The following is a 17,065-nucleotide window of genomic DNA, read 5'->3' as shown; positions in this document are numbered from 1 at the left end:
GGCCATGACTGAGGGGGCGCCCAAGATCCGCATCGACAAGTGGCTGTGGCATGCGCGGTTTTTCAAAACCCGCAGCCTGGCCGCAAAACAGGTCAGCGCGGGCCATGTGCGCCTCAACGGCACCAAGGCACTGAAACCGGCTCAGAACGTCACCCTCGGCGACGTTCTGACCTTTGCTCAAGGCAAAGTGATCCGCGTGGTGCGGGTCGAGGCCATCGGCGAACGCCGCGGCCCGGCCCCGGAAGCACAGGGGCTGTACTTCGATATGACGGAAAAGCAGGAAAACGTTCCTGCAAACCCGAAATTCGAGGGAAAAGGCCGCCCCGACAAAAAAGCCCGCAGGGCGCTTGATCTTAAGCGCAACCAAGATACCCTTTGACGGCTTGAAGACTTCGCCCGACTGGATTAGCTAGGCGCCAAACGCAAGACGGGACTCGGTACAATGACCTATGTGGTGACGGAAAACTGCATCGCCTGCAAATACACCGACTGTGTCGAGGTATGCCCGGTGGACTGCTTCTATGAGGGCGAGAACACCCTGGTGATCCACCCCGATGAATGCATCGACTGCGGCGTCTGCGAACCGGAATGCCCGGCGGACGCGATCCGCCCGGACACCGAGCCGGACATGGACAAATGGGTTGAATTCAACCGCAAATACGCCGAGCTGTGGCCGGTCATCGTTTCCAAGAAAGACCCGATGCCGGGTTACGAGGAGCGCGACGGCGAAGAAGGCAAGCTGGAGAAGTATTTCTCCGAGGCGCCCGGCGAAGGCGGCTGATTCTCCAGTCTGCACGGCAATGCCGTATTTGTGCGGAAAACCGCCGTATTCTCAGGGGTTTTTACGAACCCTTGCCAGCAGGCCGCCTTTCGGGCGGCCCTTTTTTATGATATACTCGGCGGACAAATGACATAAACAATCGGAGTCCGCCCCCGGCGCACGCCTTGAGCAGTGCGTGTCTTGGGCGGTATTTCTGCGGAGATAATGTCCTGGGGGCTGGTCACGATCCACTGACCGGAACCGGGCGTTTTTTCGCCAAAAACGCCGGAGCCGCCCGGCTGATGAGTGAGGAAGAACCTGTATGACCAAGTCGAAGAAGCTCGAATTCCGCCCCAATGATTACGTGGTTTACCCGGCGCATGGCGTTGGCCAGATCATTTCGATCGAGGAGCAGGAAGTGGCCGGCTTTGCGCTGGAGCTGTTCGTGATCACCTTCGAAAAGGACAAGATGACCCTGCGGGTGCCGACCAACAAGGCAACCGAAGTAGGGATGCGCTCGCTGAGCTCGCCGGACGTGATTGCCCAGGCGATGAAGACGCTCAAGGGCAAAGCCAAGGTAAAGCGCGCCATGTGGTCGCGCCGCGCCCAGGAGTATGAGCAGAAGATCAACTCGGGTGATCTGATCTCGATTGCCGAAGTGGTCCGCGACCTGCACCGCACCGACGATCAGCGCGAGCAGAGCTACTCGGAGCGCCAGCTGTATGAAGCGGCGCTGGAGCGGCTGACCCGCGAAGTGGCCGCGGTCTCCGGCAATGACGAGATCGCCGCCGCCAAGCAGGTGGACGAGGTGCTGACCTCCCGCGCTGCCTGATCTGAACCGGTCATGGAAATGAAAGGCCGTGCCCCTGGGGCGCGGCCTTTTTCATGTCCGGGTCCAGTTCAGCCGCAGATGGCGGCGAGGGTGAGCAGCCCGGCGATTTCGGCAATTTGCTGAGCTGCGCCGAGAATGTCGCCGGTCTGGCCGCCGATCTTGGCCTTGGCGAGCATGCCCAGGCCGATTGCAGTGGCAGCCATAGCCAGCGCGGCGGCAAATGCGGCTGTTCCGATCAGCGGCAATGACAGCGCAAGGGCGATCAGTGCCGCCAGCAGGCAGGGCAGGGCGCGGGGCCGGCCGACGGTCCGGGACAGGCCGGAACTGCGTGCATTGGGCAAATACGTCATCAGAGCAGGCATTGCGGCGCGGCTCAGCATGGCCAGCGGCAGCAAGACCCAGGGACCCGCAGCCGGGAGCAGGGCTGCAAGCGCACTCCAGCGCAGGCCGAACCCCAGGATCAGGGCAATCACGCCATAGGCGCCGGTGCGGCTGTCCTTCATGATCTCCAGCCGCCGTTCGCGGGTGAACCCGCCCCACAGCCCGTCGGCGGTATCCGCCAGCCCGTCTTCATGCATGGCGCCGGTCAGCATCACCTGCACCGCCAGCGCCACCCCGGCGGCTACAGAGGCAGGAAGGCCCGCCGCCAATGCCAGAGATGTCAAGAGTGCCGCAGGCAGGGCCACAGCAAGCCCGGCAAGGGGGAAGGCCCAGACAGCCTTGGACTGACGCTGGAAGGCGTCAGCAGGCAAGGCCGGCAGCGGCAGCCGGGTCAGAAGAACCAGTGCCAAAGCTATGTCTTTTGCTTGAATGTCGTTTTTTCGCATCTGCGGGCCTATTGGAGGGCTTGCGGCGTTGCTGCCAGCGGGTAAACAGTCTGGAACCCGCTTTATCCGCGTCACTCACTCAGATGCAACGAGGCAATGCCATGCTGCCACAGCTTTCCTCCCTTGATGATTTCCGCGCCGCACTTTCCGGCGCGCCTGCGCAGGACCAGGCGGCGCTTGACGGTGCTGCCGCTCGGAACACGCAGCTGACCAAGCCGCCGGGGGCGCTCGGGCGGCTGGAGGATCTGGCAGTATGGTATGGCGGCTGGCGCCGCAGTGACCGGCCGGAGATCAGCGCGCCTCAAGTGATTGTTTTTGCCGGCAACCATGGGGTAACGGCGCAAGGGGTCTCGGCCTTTCCTGCGGAAGTGACTGCCCAGATGGTGATCAATTTCGAACATGGCGGCGCGGCGATCAACCAATTGGCCCGCCTGGCCGGTGCCCGTATGGATGTGCATGCGCTGGAACTGGACCGGCCCACCGCTGATTTCACCCAAGGACCGGCGATGAGCGGGAAAGAGCTTCTGGCGGCGCTGCAGGCGGGCTGGTCGGCGGTAGACCCGAGCGCCGATCTGCTGGTGGTTGGCGAAATGGGCATTGGCAACACCACCCCTGCCGCAGCCCTGGCTTGCGCGCTGTTCGGCGGTGAGGCCGCGGAGTGGACCGGCCGCGGCACCGGCGTTGATGATGCAGGCCTGGCAAACAAGACCCGGGTGGTTGCGGAAGGGCTCGCTCTTCATAAGGAGGCGATCAAGGATGGCCTTGATGCCCTAGCCTGCCTGGGCGGGCGTGAAATTGCCGCTATGGCAGGCGCTATCGCCGCGGCGCGGATCCTGCATATTCCAGTAATTCTGGACGGGTTCATCTGCTGCGCCGCCGCGGCATGCCTGGCGCACACGGCAGAAGGGGCCCTGGACCACACCGTGGCGGGCCATCAAAGCGCCGAAGGGGCGCATGCAGCACTGCTGCAGAAACTGGGCAAGGAGCCTCTGCTGGCTCTGGGGCTGCGGCTGGGCGAAGCCTCAGGCGCGGCGCTGGCAATCCAGGTGCTAAAAGGCGCGGTTGCCTGCCACAGCGGCATGGCGACCTTCGCCGAGGCCGGGGTGTCCGACGGCTGATCGGGGCAGGTGCGGCCTGAATACTGAAAACCCCGGCCTGAGCCGGGGTTTTGTCATTCTGCAGCTTCCGATGACTTTTTGCGCTTGCGCTCCGCCATCTCAAAAATCGCGCTTTCAATGGCTTTCTCCAGTTCCCGCGCGCGTTCGATATATGCGGGGTTCTGGCTGGCGGGCACTCCCGGAATCCAGTGCTGGGCCAAGTCGCGCAGGTTGGCGCGGTCGTGGGCGTAGAAGGTCTGTGCCGCCTGCGCCGCCTCGTATTCGCTGAGCCCGGCGTTCTCCAGCACGTAGCGGCCCGCACGGACCGAACTGTCGAACATCTCGCGCACGATGTCGTCGGCGCCGGCTTTGTACAGCTCATAAACATGGTTGCGGTCCTTGGCGCGGGCGATGATGTGCAGATCCGGATAAGAGCGGCGCACATAGGTGACCATCTTGACCACGCCCTCCGGGTCATCCAGCGCCACCACAAAGACCTTGGCCTTGGCGATGCCTGCGGCTTTCAGCAGCTCCGGCCGGGTCGGGTCGCCCAGGAAGCTCTTGACCCCGAAGCGGCGCATCAGCTGCACGGCCTCCATGTCGTGGTCCAGCACCACAGTCTTGAAACCGCTGGCCTGCACCAGACGGTTGACGATCTGGCCGAAACGGCCGATCCCAGCAATGATCACAGGCCCTTCTTCGTCGATCTCGTCGGGTTCAAATTCGTGCCGCGCCTCGGCCATGCGCTTGGACAGCAGGTCGTAGACGATGAACAAGAGCGGGGTGATCAGCATCGAAAGGGCAATCACCAGCAGCAGCTTCTCGGACAATGCAACCGGCACGACGTTGAGCTGGGTTGAGAAGGCCAGCAGCACAAAGCCGAACTCGCCAGCCTGCGCCAGCCCGAGTGTGAACAGCCACAGATCGCGGCGCCTGAGGCCAAAGGCGTGGCCGACCGCATAGAGCACAGCCCCCTTGGCAAAGATGACCAGGGCGGCGAGGCCGATCAGATCGCCGGGGTCGGCCAGGAACTGGCGGTAGTTGATGCCCGCGCCAACGGTGATGAAAAAGAGCCCCAGGAGGAGCCCCTTGAAGGGGTTGAGGTCGCTCTCCATCTCATGCCGGAATTCGGAGTTGGCCAGCACCACGCCGGCCAGGAAGGCTCCAAGCGCCGGGGAGAGGCCGACCAGCGTCATCAGAAAAGAGATGCCGACAACGATCATCAGCGCCAGCGCTGTATACATCTCGCGCAGGTTGGAGGCGTGAATGAAGCGGAACACCGGGCGGGTCAGGTAGATACCTGCCAGGATAATGGCGGCAATGGCCGCCAGTGTGACCAGTGCCACCGCCCAGCCAGGCAGCCCGTCGACCAGCGACAGCGAGTGATGGCCGCCGCCGTGGCCTGCGCCTTCCCGGGCGATTGAGCCGTCAGAGGAAAACTGCGGAATTGCATAGGTGCCCAGAAGCGGCAGAAAAGCGAGGATCGGGATCACCGCGATGTCCTGGGTCAGCAGCACCGAAAAGGCCGAGCGGCCGCCACCGGTGCGCATCAGCCCTTTTTCGGACAGCGTCTGCAGCACGATCGCCGTTGAGGACAGCGACAGGGCCAGGCCCACTGCCAGGCTGACATGCCAGGGCTGGCCCATTGCCATGGCCGCGCCCATCAGGACGAGGGTGGAGCCGGCCACCTGCATGCCGCCCAGCCCCAGAAGCTTGTGCCGCATTGCCCAGAGCGCGCGCGGCTCCAGTTCGAGCCCGATCAGGAACAGCATCATTACCACGCCGAATTCGGCAAAGTGGCGAAGATCCTCGGTTTCGGTGCCGGTCAGTCCCAATACCGGGCCAATGGCTATGCCTGCGGCCAGGTACCCCAGGACAGAGCCAAGCCCGAGACGTGCAGCGAGAGGGACGGCGATGACGGCGGCACCCAGATAAATGGTTGCCTGGTAAAAAAACTCTTCCATAGAAAAGGTATCGCAAGCTCACCGGTGCCTTGGCAATGGCTTTGGCGGCCGTGGCCGCCTTCAAAGGCAAAACAGCACCGGCGGGAGCCGGTGCTGCTTGGTATTCGTTCAAATATGCCGGAGGCGGCCGGTTATTGCTCCAGCATACGGATTTCTTCACTGAGCTTGCCGATCCGGTCCAGCCGCCGCGAAATACGTTCCTGGAAACCGCCCAGCTGGTCAATGATATCAGCCAGGGTCTCGCCTGAGTCAGTCAGCCGCGCGCTTTCGATCTTGAGCAGCACCCGGGTTGAGCTGAGGCCCAGGAAATGCCGGTGCATGACCTGGCAGGCGCCGGTGATGCGTGCGGCTTCATCGTCGACTTCCTTCATGCCTTCCTGGGCACGTTTGGTCTGAGACCGTACCAGATCACCCAGAATCTTGCGTTCCGCTTCCATGTCCGCATTGCCGAGATCGCGGCGTTCCTTTTGCAGCTGGTTGTCGCATTCGCTGAGAACCCGGGCCATTCCCTCGACAAACAGGCTGCTGTTTACCGAGGATTTGATCTTGGCGAAATTACTGTTCTTGCCCATTACATGGGCGCCGAACCAGTCGGACATCTCGCGCGACATCGAGCCATAGTTCTGCGACAGCACCGTAACCGGGCCGCCTGAGGGTTCGATCCGTGAGGCCAGCACCCGCAGATTGTGGGGAATGGTGTGCATGGCGTCGAAATCAGTGATCAGCCCTTCGGTCTCTTCGACCAGTGTTTCAGCATTGCGAAGCATGCCTGTAAGCTCTTGGATCCGGGCATCCGGCTGGTGGCCGAGGCCTTGATCGCGGGACATCAGCTCCTGGCTGAGTGCATGCGCCGCAAATTGATGGTAATTTTCGTAGCCCTGGCTGTTCAGCCAGTCGAGAAGGTAGGCCGCGCTGTCTTCCGGGCTGAGGCCTTCGTCCTTTTCCAGCTTGAGCATCTGCGCGTAAAGCCCGCGGACCTCGTCAAACAGCGGGCTGCTTGGCTTGATGCGGGCGGAAAGGTAGCCATCCTCGCAGGGCACCACGACGGCAAACACCCAGTAATACAGCCCGTCTTTGGACTTGTTCTTGACATAGGCGCCCATGAACTCGCCGCGCTGGATGGTGTCCCAGAAGAGCGAAAACACCCCTTTGGGCATGTCCGGGTGGCGGATCACCTTATGCGGCGCACCAAGAAGCTCATCCCAAGAATAAGCTCCGACCCGGCGGAAAACATAGTTGCCTGCCTGAATGACGCCGCGCTGGTCGGTTCTGGAGAAGAAGACTTCGTTGAGGCCAAACGGGGCCTCGCCGCTGGTGGGGCGCGTTTCTACTCGGCGGTCAACAAAAGACACGGGCACGTTCCACTTTTAGGTTACTGAAGTTGTTGCCGTAGGAATACGCCCAATTCCTTCCCGGTTGGTTAAGTTGGCAGCGGTGCATCCCGTTTTAATTGTGCCATTACGATTTGGCTTTGGACCCTGGCAACGGCGGGATGCGGCAATAAAACGTCGTGAATGAGCGCATTCAGGGCCTCCAGTCCGGCGCAGTAGACCCGCAGCAGGTAATCTGCTTCGCCGGTCATCGTCCAGGCCGAGGTGATTTCCGGCCGGCTGGCCACAAGACGGGCGAATCCTTTGGATTGCTCAGGGCCATGGCTGCCCAGATGCACCAGCACGAATCCCTGCACCGTCAGCCCCAGCCGGGCCGGATCCAGCCGGGCCGAGTAACCCTGGATGTACCCTTCCGCCTCCAGCCGCTGTCGCCGCCGCCCAGCCTGGCTGGGAGAGAGGTTAAGCAACTCGCCCAGCTGCTGCGCAGTCAAATGCGCATCCTTCTGCAAGGCTGCAAGGAGTTTGGTGTCAGCAGGGTCGAGCATGCGTGAATTCTCCAGAAATTACGGGATTTGCGCGCCAGTCTAGCACATTTGTCTGATTGGATGCAAAAGTATGCGGAAAACCTGCAGCGGATATGCGGTATTCTTGATGCAAGAATACATCTTGCCCCTATGATACCAAGGAGATGCGCGATGGGCCCGTTCCCGCACAACGCCCCGAAATCCGAGATCACCCCCGAAAACCCGGCCGGCACCGATGGCTTTGAATTTGTGGAGTTTGCCAGCCCGGATCCGGAAGAGCTGCGGGCGCTGTTCACCCGCATGGGTTACGAACTGGTGGGCCGGCGCAAGGACAGCCCGCTGGTGGAGCTTTGGCAGCAGGGTGACGTTACCTATATCCTGAATGCTGACCCGGACAGCTTTGCGGCCGGATTTGTGGCGCAGCATGGCCCCTGCGCACCGGCAATGGGCTGGCGTGTCGCCGATGCGCAGAAAGCCTTTGAGCACGCAGTCGCCAAGGGTGCAGAACCTTATGAGGGGCCGGGGAAGACTATGGATGTGCCTGCCATCATGGGGATTGGCGGATCGCTCATCTACTTCATTGACCAGTATTATGACACCTCGCCTTACAATGCGGAATTCGACTGGCTGACGCAGTCCAAGCCGCGCGGCGACGGCTTCTACTATCTTGATCACCTGACCCACAATGTCTTCAAAGGCAACATGGACAAGTGGTTCAAGTTTTACGGTGACTTGTTCAACTTCAAGGAAATCCGCTTTTTTGACATCCAGGGAAAATTCACCGGCCTGCTGAGCCGGGCTCTGACATCGCCCTGCGGCCGGATCCGGATCCCGATCAACGAGGACCGCGGCGAGACCGGACAGATCGTCTCCTACCTCAAGAAGTACAAGGGCGAGGGAATCCAGCATATCGCTGTGGGCAGCGATAACATCTACGACAGCACCGATGCGATTGCCGAAAAAGGCCTGAAATTCATGCCCGGGCCGAATGATGCCTACTATGAGATGTCTTATGACCGCGTGCAGGGCCATGACGAACCGCTGGAGCGGATGAAAAAACACGGCATCCTGATCGACGGTGAGGGCGTGGTGGACGGTGGTGAAACCAAGATCCTTTTGCAGATCTTCTCGAAAACCGTGATTGGACCGATCTTCTTCGAGTTCATCCAGCGCAAGGGCGACGACGGCTTTGGCGAGGGTAACTTCAAGGCGCTGTTTGAGTCGATCGAGCGCGAGCAGATCGAAAATGGCGAGCTTAAGGCTGCCGGATAACAGGCAGCAAAAAGGCAATCAAATCAACCGGTCCTGTCTTGCAGGGCCGGTTTTATCCGTTGGGCATTTCCAGGGTGCGGTTGCGGCCGCCCTTCTGGTACCGCAGCTGGCTTTCGCCAATGGCAATCACCCTGCCGCCGTCGATGCGGTCGCCAACCCGCACTTTCTTGTAACGGCCTGAGGGCAGGCGGACCAAAGCGCGGCGCTCGGCTGCGGTTCCATAGACGCCGATCAGGTTCAGCTTGCGCAGGTTGATGGCGTTGCTGACCGTGGCGCGGCGGGCGACGGATGCGGCGGTCGGGATGCTGGGGGCCGCCGCAGCAGCGGCGGCCGGGACTGCGGCCGCAGTTTGCACCTGGTTCTGGGAGTTGCGGCGGGCGCGGTCGACCAAAGCGGCAAAATTGGCGGGACGGCCGCGCGGCACCACCGACGCCGCTACGGCCTGGGCGGTGGCGGGCTGCTGCTCCGCTTCTGCGGGCTTCAGGCTGGCCGGGCGCTGGCGCGGACGCAAGGAGGCCAGCTCGGCGCGGCTGAGGCCGCCGAGACGCGCTCTTTCAAACTGTTCGGCAAGATCGGCAGGCCGGGCTTTAGGCCGCTTGCGGGACAGGACCTGGTTGCGGGCCACTTCCTCGGCCAGCGCTTCGGCTGCCGGGTCGCTGCGCTCGGGCGCCTGCGGCGGCACCACAGCGGGGCGGCCCAGGTAGATCATGATGCCATCGGGGTTCAGTGTGCCTTCGGGCGTTGCTTTCACCAGACCGCGCGCGTCCAGATCAAAGGCCGCGCCGGCGGCAGCGGGCGAAGCGATAGCCTCGGGAGCGCTGTCGGTCTCAAAACTGCCGGGCTGAGGCAGTGCCACCGCATCCGGCGCTGCCCCGTTCTGGTCGATAGAAGCGGTATAGAGCGGCTCCAGCCCCGTTGACGCAGGGATGTCCTCCAGCTCAGGGGCCACCGGCCAGACGCCAGTCGCGGCGTAGCGCGCGGCCTGGGCAAGCGGATCCAGGGGCTCTTCAGCAACCGGCTCCGGCAAAGCGGTTTCCGTACCGCCGGGCTGCAGGCTGTCCGGGTCCAGGAAGGCGGTTTCAGTGCCTTCTTCCGGCAGCTCGACTCCGTCTGCTGCGGCTTCATCTTCGGCTGAGGGAGCCAGGCCAGGAGTGGGGGCTTCGGCCGAAGCGGTTTCTTCTCCTGTTGAATTGCTGGCGGCCACACCCGGATCGGGCTGGTCCGCCAGAACGCTCACCTGGGGCGCAATAGCAGCTGCTGGATCAGTCCCTGCAGCAGGCTCTACATTGTCATGCTGGTCTGCGGCGGCGGGGGGCTCTGGCTGGCCGGCGGTATCGTCCTCCCCGGTGCTGACCGGCGGAGCGGCAGACAGGCCTTGTTCTTCAGACGGTGCCTGTTCCGGGCTTTCCGCAAAAAAGCCGCCATCTCCGAACACGGCCCAGACCGCGACGGTTGCCATGAACAGCAGAAGCGCCGCGGTCAGGGTCACCCCCAGGTACCTGGGTTTGCCTCTGACAGCAGTGCCGGCCGCCGCGGCCTCAGGTCGGGCGGGGGCCGGCTCGGCGCGCAAAGCGGCTGGGGCCGGAGGGATCGCGGTGCGCGCGGCAGAGGCCTCTGGTCCGTCCGAGGCCGCCAAGACAGGTGCTGCCAGAGGCTTGGCCGCCGCAGGAACTGGTTCCGGAGCAGGAGCAGGACGCGGTGCAATGGCCTTTTTTGCCGGGGCTGGGGCAGTTGGTTCGGCTTTGGCGGGCGCGGATCTTCCGCGGCGGCTGGAGAAGCCCGCAGCTTCCTGCGGATCTGCTGCAGCCGGCGGTGCCGCCGGGATTTTGGCAATGCTGACTGTTGCGGCATCTTTTATTGGCAGTGCTGGCTCTGCATCTGCAGCTTCCACTGCGTCCAGTTCGGCAATCGGCGGCAGATCCTCTGCCGCATCCGGTTCGATGGCAAGGGGCGGGGCAGCCTCCGGTCCGGGGGCTTTCGTTGCGTCCGGCGCTGGGACCTGGACCGGTCCGACGACGGCGATGGCAGTGCTGTCGGGTTCAACGCTGGTGCCGCGGATGCTCCGGGTGGTGCCGAAGAAAGGCTCGCCCTGGAAGCTGCCGTTCTCTGGCACAGCGACAAAACTCACCGGGCCAAAGCCGTGCTCGGCCGCAAAAGTTTCGGCTTCGTCCAACGTTTCCAGCGCAACGGCGGCAATATGGGTTTGCCCTCCGTCAATAGAGATATCAAAGGCCAGCTCGTCCACGGCGTAGGGAGTGGCGCCTTCCAGCGCCTGGCGGGCGGCAGCAATCCGGTCAGCGGACGGCAGGTCGCCGGTTTCCACACTCAGATAGCGGATCTGATCGTTGGGCAGGACCAGCTTGCAGAAAACGCCTTCGGGCACCAGCCGCAGCGCGCCATCGCGCATTGCCGCCAGCGCGGAGGGCAGGTCGTCAGTATCAAACGGGGTTTCGGCAACGCTGCGCCAGCCGTCCTGGGCGCGGTAAAGCAGTGCGATGCCGTCAGCGGAAAGCGAAAGAGCAAAAGCCGGTTTCATGCTGTGGGTCAAACCATACAAATCCATACTGCCCGGGGCACGCGGCGTGCCCGGTATTTTGCCGCGGACCTTAAAGCAGAAACCCGCCGGGTGAAAGGAAAAGACAGCCGCCGGGGCTTGCGGGCGGCAGTTTGCCATCCCCATTTAGGGGGTATTCGAAAAGGAGCTTTTAAGCATGAAGGCAAAGAGACTTCTGGCAGCCGCACTGGTGCTGTCGATGAGCGCTGGCGCGGCAGCGGCTGAGGCGGCAGCGCAGCGGCAGATCACGGTCAGCGGCGAGAGCAGGCTGCAGGTGGCACCGGAATTAGCGACCATCACCCTGGGGGTGACCGAAGAGGCCGAGGAGGCTGCAATCGCGATGTCTGCGGTGTCGGATGCCATGGGTGCGGTGATTGCGCGGCTGAAGGAGGCGGGGATCGCTGCTGAGGACATGCAGACCCGGCGCATTGCCATGCATCCGGTATGGTCGCAGGACCGCTCCTATGACAGCGGCGGGCGCCGAGAGATCACCGGCTTCCAGGCGTCCAATACGCTGCTGGTGCGGGTGCGCGACCTGGAACGTCTGGGGCCGGTTCTGGATACCGTTCTGGATGCCGGCGCCAACCAGTTCCAGGGGCTGAGTTTCGGAGTGGAGGATCCTTCTGCGGTTCAGGACCGGATCCGCGGGGCGGCGGTGAAAGATGCCATCCGCAAGGCGCAGCAGCTGGCCGAGGCGGCGGGTATGGAGCTGGGGCCGGTGCGCTCCATCAACGAGCATGGCGGCAACAGCGTGCGTCCTATGATGGCGATGGAGATGGCCCGCAGCGACGCGATGCCCATTGAGGCAGGCGAGCTGACCTTCAGCCACAATGTGTCGGTTGTGTTCGATATGAGCGTGCCGGGCGGCGAATAAGCTCAAACGGCACAAAAAGGCCGGGCAGGGCGCCCGGCCTTTTCCATTTCAGCGGCGCTGTGTTTCAGCCGCAGGCCTTGGCCAGCGCCTGATCCAGGTCGCGGATCAGGTCATCTGCATCCTCGATACCGATTGAGACCCGCACCACATTCGGGCTGGCGCCTGCAGCCTCCTGCTGCTCCGGTGTCAGCTGGCGGTGGGTGGTCGAGGCCGAGTGGATGATCAGCGAGCGGGTGTCGCCGAGGTTGGCCACATGGCTGAAGATCTCCAGCGAGTCGACCAGCTTGATGCAGGCCTCGTAGCCGCCTTTGACGGCAAAGGTGAACAGCCCGCCGGTGCCTTTGGGATAGCAGGCCTTTGCGCGTTCGCTGTAGGGCGAAGAGGGCAGGCCGGCATAGGTCACATAGTCGATGCGGTCGTCCTTCTCGAGCCAGGCGGCGATTCTTTCGGCGTTCTCGCAATGGCGCTGCATGCGCAGCGACAGGGTCTCGATGCCCAGCAGCGTGTAATGCGCGGCCTGCGGGTTCATGGTCATGCCGAGATCGCGCAGGCCGATGGCGATGCCGTGGAAGGTGAAGGCCAGCGGGCCGAAGGTCTCGTGGAACTTCAGGCCGTGGTAGGCGTCTTCCGGTGCCGACAGGGACGGGAATTTGCCGTTCGCCGACCAGTCGAATTTGCCGGAATCGATGACGCAGCCGCCAGTCACCGTGCCGTTGCCGGTGAGGTATTTGGTGGTGGAATGCACCACCAGCGTTGCACCCTGGTCGATCGGGCGGCAAAGGTAGGGGGTGGCGGAGGTGTTGTCGACGATCAGCGGGATGCCTGCCGCGTCCGAGATGTCCGCGATCGCCCGGATATCAGTGACATAGCCGCCGGGGTTGGCCACGGATTCGCAGAACACCGCGCGGGTGTTCTCATCGATGGCGGCCTTCACAGCGTCCAGGTCATCGGTGTCGACGAATTTCGCCGACCAGCCGAAGCGCTTGATGGTCTGGCTGAACTGGGTGACGGTGCCGCCATAGAGCCGGGTGGAGGCCACAACGTTGCAGCCGGGGCCCATCAGCGGAAACAGCGCCATGATCTGCGCCGCGTGGCCAGAGGAGCAGCAAACCGCGCCAACGCCGCCTTCCAGCGTCGCAAGGCGCTCCTGCAGCACGGCCACGGTCGGGTTGGTCAGGCGGGAATAAATGAAGCCGACTTCCTGCAGATTGAACAGGGCGGCAGCGTGCTCGGCGTCACGGAACACATAGGCCGTGCTCTGATAGATGGGGGTCTGGCGGGCGCCGGTGGCCGGGTCGGGCTTGGCGCCGGCGTGGATCTGCAAGGTATCAAAACCATATGACGGTGCGTCGGTCATGAGTATGTCTCCCTGAAAGGTCTTTTGTCCCGCGCACCACAGCATGACGGCGCATAGAACGCAATCACAGGAATGCCGCAGCAAACACTCCCGCCCGTCGCCGGCCGCCTGGCGGCAGCCGCTCCCGTTTGGCATGGCGCCAGGCTGTGCCTGGCGCGCGCCGCGCCCTGCGCGGCGCTTGGCCCAACTGTGACGGATGCCCTGCAAGGGCGCCGGGAGCAGGCGGGAGCGCTTGATTTGCCCTTTGCCTGCGGCGCGGCTCAGCGCATCCAGAAGCCTTCCGACTTGATCCGGTTGCGGATTGCCTGTTCGCGCCGCGGCAAGTTGTCCTGATCAAACAGTGCCCGCACTTTTTCACCGCGGCCCTGATAGATCATGCGTTTGGCGGGCTCATAGCCCTTCAGCACCTTCTTGATCCGGTTGGGGGCTGCAATCTCGTGCAGCAGCTCCACCACCCGGCTGCTTTCCCGCGCATAAAGCAGCGGCAGCAGCCGGTAGTGGCAGCTGACTGTGCCGTCCAGATGGCCGGCGGGCAGCGCATCGCGACCGCCGCCGAAGGAGTGGATAACCAAGGGCAGCACGATCTGGTCCAGCCAGGGGTCCAGCGCCTGGCAGACCAGCTCAGGCGGCGGGTCACTTTGCACCGATTGGGCATAGACCAGGAACCGTTTGCCAAAGGCGCGCGGGCAGGCGCCGTAGAAGAAGCCGGCATTGAAGTAGAGATAGCGTTTCCAGAATTCATCCGGCTGGCTGAGGTCGAGGCTTGACAGAAAATCCAGCCCGAAACGGGAGTAAAGCGACTGCCAGATCCCGCTGTAGCCGGGGCCATACAGCGAAGGTTTGGGCCAGGTACCCTCCACCCGGAGCGACGCGGAAGGCCGGGAGAAGTCAAACGGCACATCTGCCAGTTCGCCGGTGATCAGCGTGTCGGTGTCAAAGAACACAAAAGGCTCGCCTTTTGGCAGCGCCTGCAGAGCTTCGATCTTGTTGCCATAGGGGTAGGCGGCTCCGAAAACCTTGCTTTCAAACGGCAGGATTTCTGCCCCCAGATCCGCCAGCGCCCGAAGCACCTCCTGATTGCGGATGCCGGGGTCCTTGTCCCACAAGGGGCCCGGCTGCGGCACTGCCACGAAAAGCCGCCCGGCAAACCCGGGCGAGCAATGGCGCAGGGAGGCGGCAAACAACAGCGCCTCATACTGCAGCCGGCCGGCCTGGCCGACAATCATCACGTTGAAGGGGGCTTTTGCCATGGATTTCCCCGTTTTCCGTCTCTTCCGGGCGGATAGCACTGCCTGTTAAGGTAGCTATAAGCCGGCCAAGCGCCGTGCAACAAGCCCGGCGGCAAAATCCAAGTGCTTTGTGCTGTGCGGGACTCATTTGCGGGAGAGAGAATATGTTCGACGTGATCCTGGCCATCATTGCCGCAGCCGCCGGGCCGGATGCTGGCTCCGGGACAGCCGGCAGCGCCGGAACGGCCGTGCCGGCCCCCGCCGTCCAGGAGCAGCCGTCCGTTCAGGCGGCACCGGCCGCTTTGGCCGCCGAGCCGCAGGAAGCCACCGGCCGCTTTACTACGGCAACCGAAGTAAAGCCGATCCTCGCCGCAACAAAGGCCAATTGGATCCATGTGCGCGAGTTCGACGGCCAGGACCTGCTTTATGTCACTCATCTCTGGTCCTGGCGCTGCGGCCTCGCACAGGTCAAGCTGGGGGTGAACGGCCATGCGCTGGAAATCTGGCCGCTTCCGGACTGCCACTTGGATGAGGGGTTTCCCAATATGATCAAGGAAGAGGACGGGCTGCCCTACCGCAGCTATCCGCTGGGCTCGATCCAGCAGATTGCGGTGGAGGTCACCTATGACGATCTGAGCACCGAAGGCTATGTATTCGGCCGCAACGGTCAGCCGCTGCCGTGACCTGAGGCACCTGTCTGTGCGGCGCCGGCGCGATAGAGAAGCCCTGATTTTGAGGCCTCGTTTTTCTGGCGAGTTCCTCACTGTTCCGGCCTTTGGCGGGCACCGGAAGCCCGGGTCGCGCGGGGGCTTCCGGGCTTTCTGCCCGCGCTTGCCCTGGAATTCTTCTTTGCGGTTTCCTTCGGGAATTTTCTGACGGTTGAGCGGTGCTCCAGGCCGGAGGGGCTGCCGGGCGCAGCGCAGATGGAGGCCTGCCGCGGGCCTAAGGCGCGATCAGGGTGACCCCGGGTATGCGCTGGATTGCATAGAGGTCCTCCTCGTAGATGTCACTCATCTCTTCGATCAGTGTTTCTGTCCAGCCAGGGAAATCCAGTTCCTCTTCCAGAGCTTCTTCCCGGGCGAATTTGTCCAGAAAAGCTGCGTAGACACGCCGCCTGTGGATCCCAGTCATTTCAGGATGCGCATCGAGATAGCTTTGCAGCCGTTCCAGCCCGGCAGGCAGCATGAGTGTGGCCAGCAGATCCAGCCGGCCTTTCAGCGGTGCGCCGGCTTCAAGCCCGGCCAATTCGCGCAGCACCTGGCCCCAGATCAACGGCAAGTCTTCGTAACACCAGACGGTGACCGGCATCTGCGGCGCCGCAGCCCGCATCCGCTGCAGCAGCTCGGACCAGCGGAGCTGCAGCGGATCACAGCCCCGCAGCGCCTTGCGCACGGTGCCGCGGGCGGACTTGGCGAACAGCGCCGGCAGAAAGGTGGCCGGGCTGCGCAGGGCCATGAAGATCTCCAGCTGATCATAGGGGAACAGCGCCTGCAGCGCCTGCAGACGCGATTCGGCTTCCGGATACAGGCTCTGCTGCTGCAGCGCATGGCGCGGCGAGCCAAAGAAATGCGGGTTGGACAGAACCACCCGGCTGGCCTGGCTGTCATCCAGGATGGCATCCCAAAGCACCTCCGGTGCCTCATCGGCAGCAGTGCCGTCTTTCAGCGCTGCCATACAGTCTTTCAGCAGCGAGCGGTAGCGGCCCGGGCCGGGCGCACAGGTGCCCTGCTGTGCCAGGCTGCCGGCGTTTTTCAAAAGGCTCTTCAGCAGCAGGTCTTCTTCGGTGGCATGAGCACCGCAGTGGATAATGACCTGCATGAGCTGACCTGTGGTTGCGGGCGTCTTGCACCAGACCTAATGCGGCGGGACGGCCAGGTCAAACCTGGGTGAGGCGGGCAGCAGCAGGAAGTGCACCGGGGGCGACCAGGGCGGTCTATATCGGCTTGACGGTCTTTCCGGACTTTAGTACGTGTCCGGCAACGGGTTTGGAAGAAAGCGGTTTTTCTCCCGAACCTTCCTGGGAAAGGCTGTTTCAGATGCCTGGCCTTTGGATTTGTGACGTGAGTGCCCCTATAGCTCAGCTGGTAGAGCAACTGATTTGTAATCAGTAGGTCCGCGGTTCGAGTCCGTGTGGGGGCACCATTTTCCAAGCAAAATCAAATGGCAGGCGACTCTTCTGGAGAGTCGGGGTGTATAGTGAGCCCACACAGGGTCCGATTTTGAGGCCGCGGAAATTTCAGCGGCCATTCATGATCTCCCTCGCCCTGTCTGCAACATCCCTTTAGGCGAACTTGGCGTACTTCTGAGTCTGGGTCACAGCCGCCTGCTCGAGAAGGTGGGAGGCCTCCTGCAGCCTCTGTTCAGCATCCGGGCAGCGTACATCCCGGCAGGAGTGCAGAGTTGCCTTGCCCTTCCTGCCTGATATTTCCCACTTCTTGTATGGA

At 62.9% G+C, this 17,065-nt stretch carries 15 protein-coding genes and 1 tRNA gene; 8 read left to right on the top strand and 8 right to left on the bottom strand.

Annotated features, from left to right (window positions below):
- Positions 1-4 precede the first annotated feature (4 nt).
- The 3 genes from RA20_RS13210 to RA20_RS13200 all read left to right on the top strand — a co-directional run bounded on the left by RA20_RS13210 (position 5) and on the right by RA20_RS13200 (position 1,592).
- Positions 5-379, top strand: a complete 375-nt coding sequence (locus tag RA20_RS13210) for an RNA-binding S4 domain-containing protein (RefSeq protein ID WP_039129431.1) — start codon at positions 5-7, stop codon at positions 377-379.
- A gap of 63 nt (positions 380-442) precedes the next feature.
- Positions 443-781, top strand: a complete 339-nt coding sequence (gene fdxA, locus RA20_RS13205; protein ID WP_039129428.1) for a ferredoxin FdxA — start codon at positions 443-445, stop codon at positions 779-781.
- Positions 782-1,082: 301 nt separating this feature from the next.
- A complete protein-coding gene (locus tag RA20_RS13200) occupies positions 1,083-1,592 on the top strand; it encodes a CarD family transcriptional regulator (protein ID WP_019294694.1) in 510 nt (169 codons plus the stop codon).
- A 68-nt stretch (positions 1,593-1,660) separates the two neighbouring features.
- On the opposite strand, the gene cobS is transcribed toward RA20_RS13200, so the two are convergent.
- On the bottom strand, positions 1,661-2,419 hold the full coding sequence (gene cobS / locus RA20_RS13195; RefSeq protein WP_039129420.1) for an adenosylcobinamide-GDP ribazoletransferase: 759 nt from the start codon (positions 2,417-2,419) through the stop codon (positions 1,661-1,663).
- A gap of 101 nt (positions 2,420-2,520) precedes the next feature.
- Here cobS and cobT point away from each other — a divergent pair, with 101 nt between their 5' ends.
- On the top strand, positions 2,521-3,537 hold the full coding sequence (gene cobT / locus RA20_RS13190) for a nicotinate-nucleotide--dimethylbenzimidazole phosphoribosyltransferase (RefSeq protein WP_039129417.1): 1,017 nt from the start codon (positions 2,521-2,523) through the stop codon (positions 3,535-3,537).
- Positions 3,538-3,590: 53 nt separating this feature from the next.
- Here the strand turns inward: cobT and RA20_RS13185 are convergent, their stop codons facing one another.
- The 3 genes from RA20_RS13185 to RA20_RS13175 all read right to left on the bottom strand — a co-directional run bounded on the left by RA20_RS13185 (position 3,591) and on the right by RA20_RS13175 (position 7,356).
- On the bottom strand, positions 3,591-5,480 hold the full coding sequence (locus tag RA20_RS13185) for a monovalent cation:proton antiporter-2 (CPA2) family protein (RefSeq protein ID WP_039129414.1): 1,890 nt from the start codon (positions 5,478-5,480) through the stop codon (positions 3,591-3,593).
- 131 nt (positions 5,481-5,611) lie between these two features.
- The gene (locus RA20_RS13180) at positions 5,612-6,832 is read right to left on the bottom strand and encodes a PAS domain-containing protein (RefSeq protein WP_039129411.1); all 1,221 of its coding nucleotides are present in this window, start codon (positions 6,830-6,832) and stop codon (positions 5,612-5,614) included.
- Positions 6,833-6,900: 68 nt separating this feature from the next.
- Positions 6,901-7,356: an Lrp/AsnC family transcriptional regulator gene (locus RA20_RS13175; protein ID WP_039129408.1), complete on the bottom strand. Its 456-nt coding sequence runs from the start codon at positions 7,354-7,356 to the stop codon at positions 6,901-6,903.
- 150 nt (positions 7,357-7,506) lie between these two features.
- Here RA20_RS13175 and hppD point away from each other — a divergent pair, with 150 nt between their 5' ends.
- Entirely contained in the window at positions 7,507-8,607 is a 1,101-nt protein-coding gene (gene hppD, locus RA20_RS13170) for a 4-hydroxyphenylpyruvate dioxygenase (protein ID WP_039129406.1), read from the top strand.
- A 52-nt stretch (positions 8,608-8,659) separates the two neighbouring features.
- Here the strand turns inward: hppD and RA20_RS13165 are convergent, their stop codons facing one another.
- Positions 8,660-11,143, bottom strand: coding sequence for a hypothetical protein (locus RA20_RS13165; protein ID WP_039129512.1), 2,484 nt, complete (start codon positions 11,141-11,143; stop codon positions 8,660-8,662).
- Between the two features lie 175 nt (positions 11,144-11,318).
- Here RA20_RS13165 and RA20_RS13160 point away from each other — a divergent pair, with 175 nt between their 5' ends.
- Positions 11,319-12,035 carry an SIMPL domain-containing protein gene (locus RA20_RS13160; protein WP_039129404.1) on the top strand — a complete coding sequence of 239 codons (717 nt, stop codon included), beginning with the start codon at positions 11,319-11,321 and terminating at the stop codon, positions 12,033-12,035.
- Between the two features lie 64 nt (positions 12,036-12,099).
- On the opposite strand, the gene RA20_RS13155 is transcribed toward RA20_RS13160, so the two are convergent.
- Positions 12,100-13,392, bottom strand: coding sequence for an O-acetylhomoserine aminocarboxypropyltransferase/cysteine synthase family protein (locus tag RA20_RS13155; protein WP_039129401.1), 1,293 nt, complete (start codon positions 13,390-13,392; stop codon positions 12,100-12,102).
- Positions 13,393-13,652: 260 nt separating this feature from the next.
- Entirely contained in the window at positions 13,653-14,642 is a 990-nt protein-coding gene (locus RA20_RS13150; RefSeq protein WP_039129398.1) for a hypothetical protein, read from the bottom strand.
- Between the two features lie 143 nt (positions 14,643-14,785).
- Here RA20_RS13150 and RA20_RS13145 point away from each other — a divergent pair, with 143 nt between their 5' ends.
- A complete protein-coding gene (locus RA20_RS13145; protein WP_039129395.1) occupies positions 14,786-15,304 on the top strand; it encodes a hypothetical protein in 519 nt (172 codons plus the stop codon).
- A 259-nt stretch (positions 15,305-15,563) separates the two neighbouring features.
- Here the strand turns inward: RA20_RS13145 and RA20_RS13140 are convergent, their stop codons facing one another.
- Positions 15,564-16,439 carry a hypothetical protein gene (locus RA20_RS13140; protein ID WP_039129392.1) on the bottom strand — a complete coding sequence of 292 codons (876 nt, stop codon included), beginning with the start codon at positions 16,437-16,439 and terminating at the stop codon, positions 15,564-15,566.
- 248 nt (positions 16,440-16,687) lie between these two features.
- Between RA20_RS13140 and RA20_RS13135 the strand changes: the two genes are divergently transcribed.
- Positions 16,688-16,763 (top strand) — tRNA-Thr (locus RA20_RS13135).
- Positions 16,764-17,065 lie beyond the last annotated feature (302 nt).

Origin of the sequence: Leisingera sp. ANG-Vp (genome assembly GCF_000813725.1) — a bacterium.
Classification (GTDB): domain Bacteria; phylum Pseudomonadota; class Alphaproteobacteria; order Rhodobacterales; family Rhodobacteraceae; genus Leisingera.
Note: the sequence above shows the minus strand (reverse complement) of the source record. Positions and strands in the feature narration are given on the sequence as shown.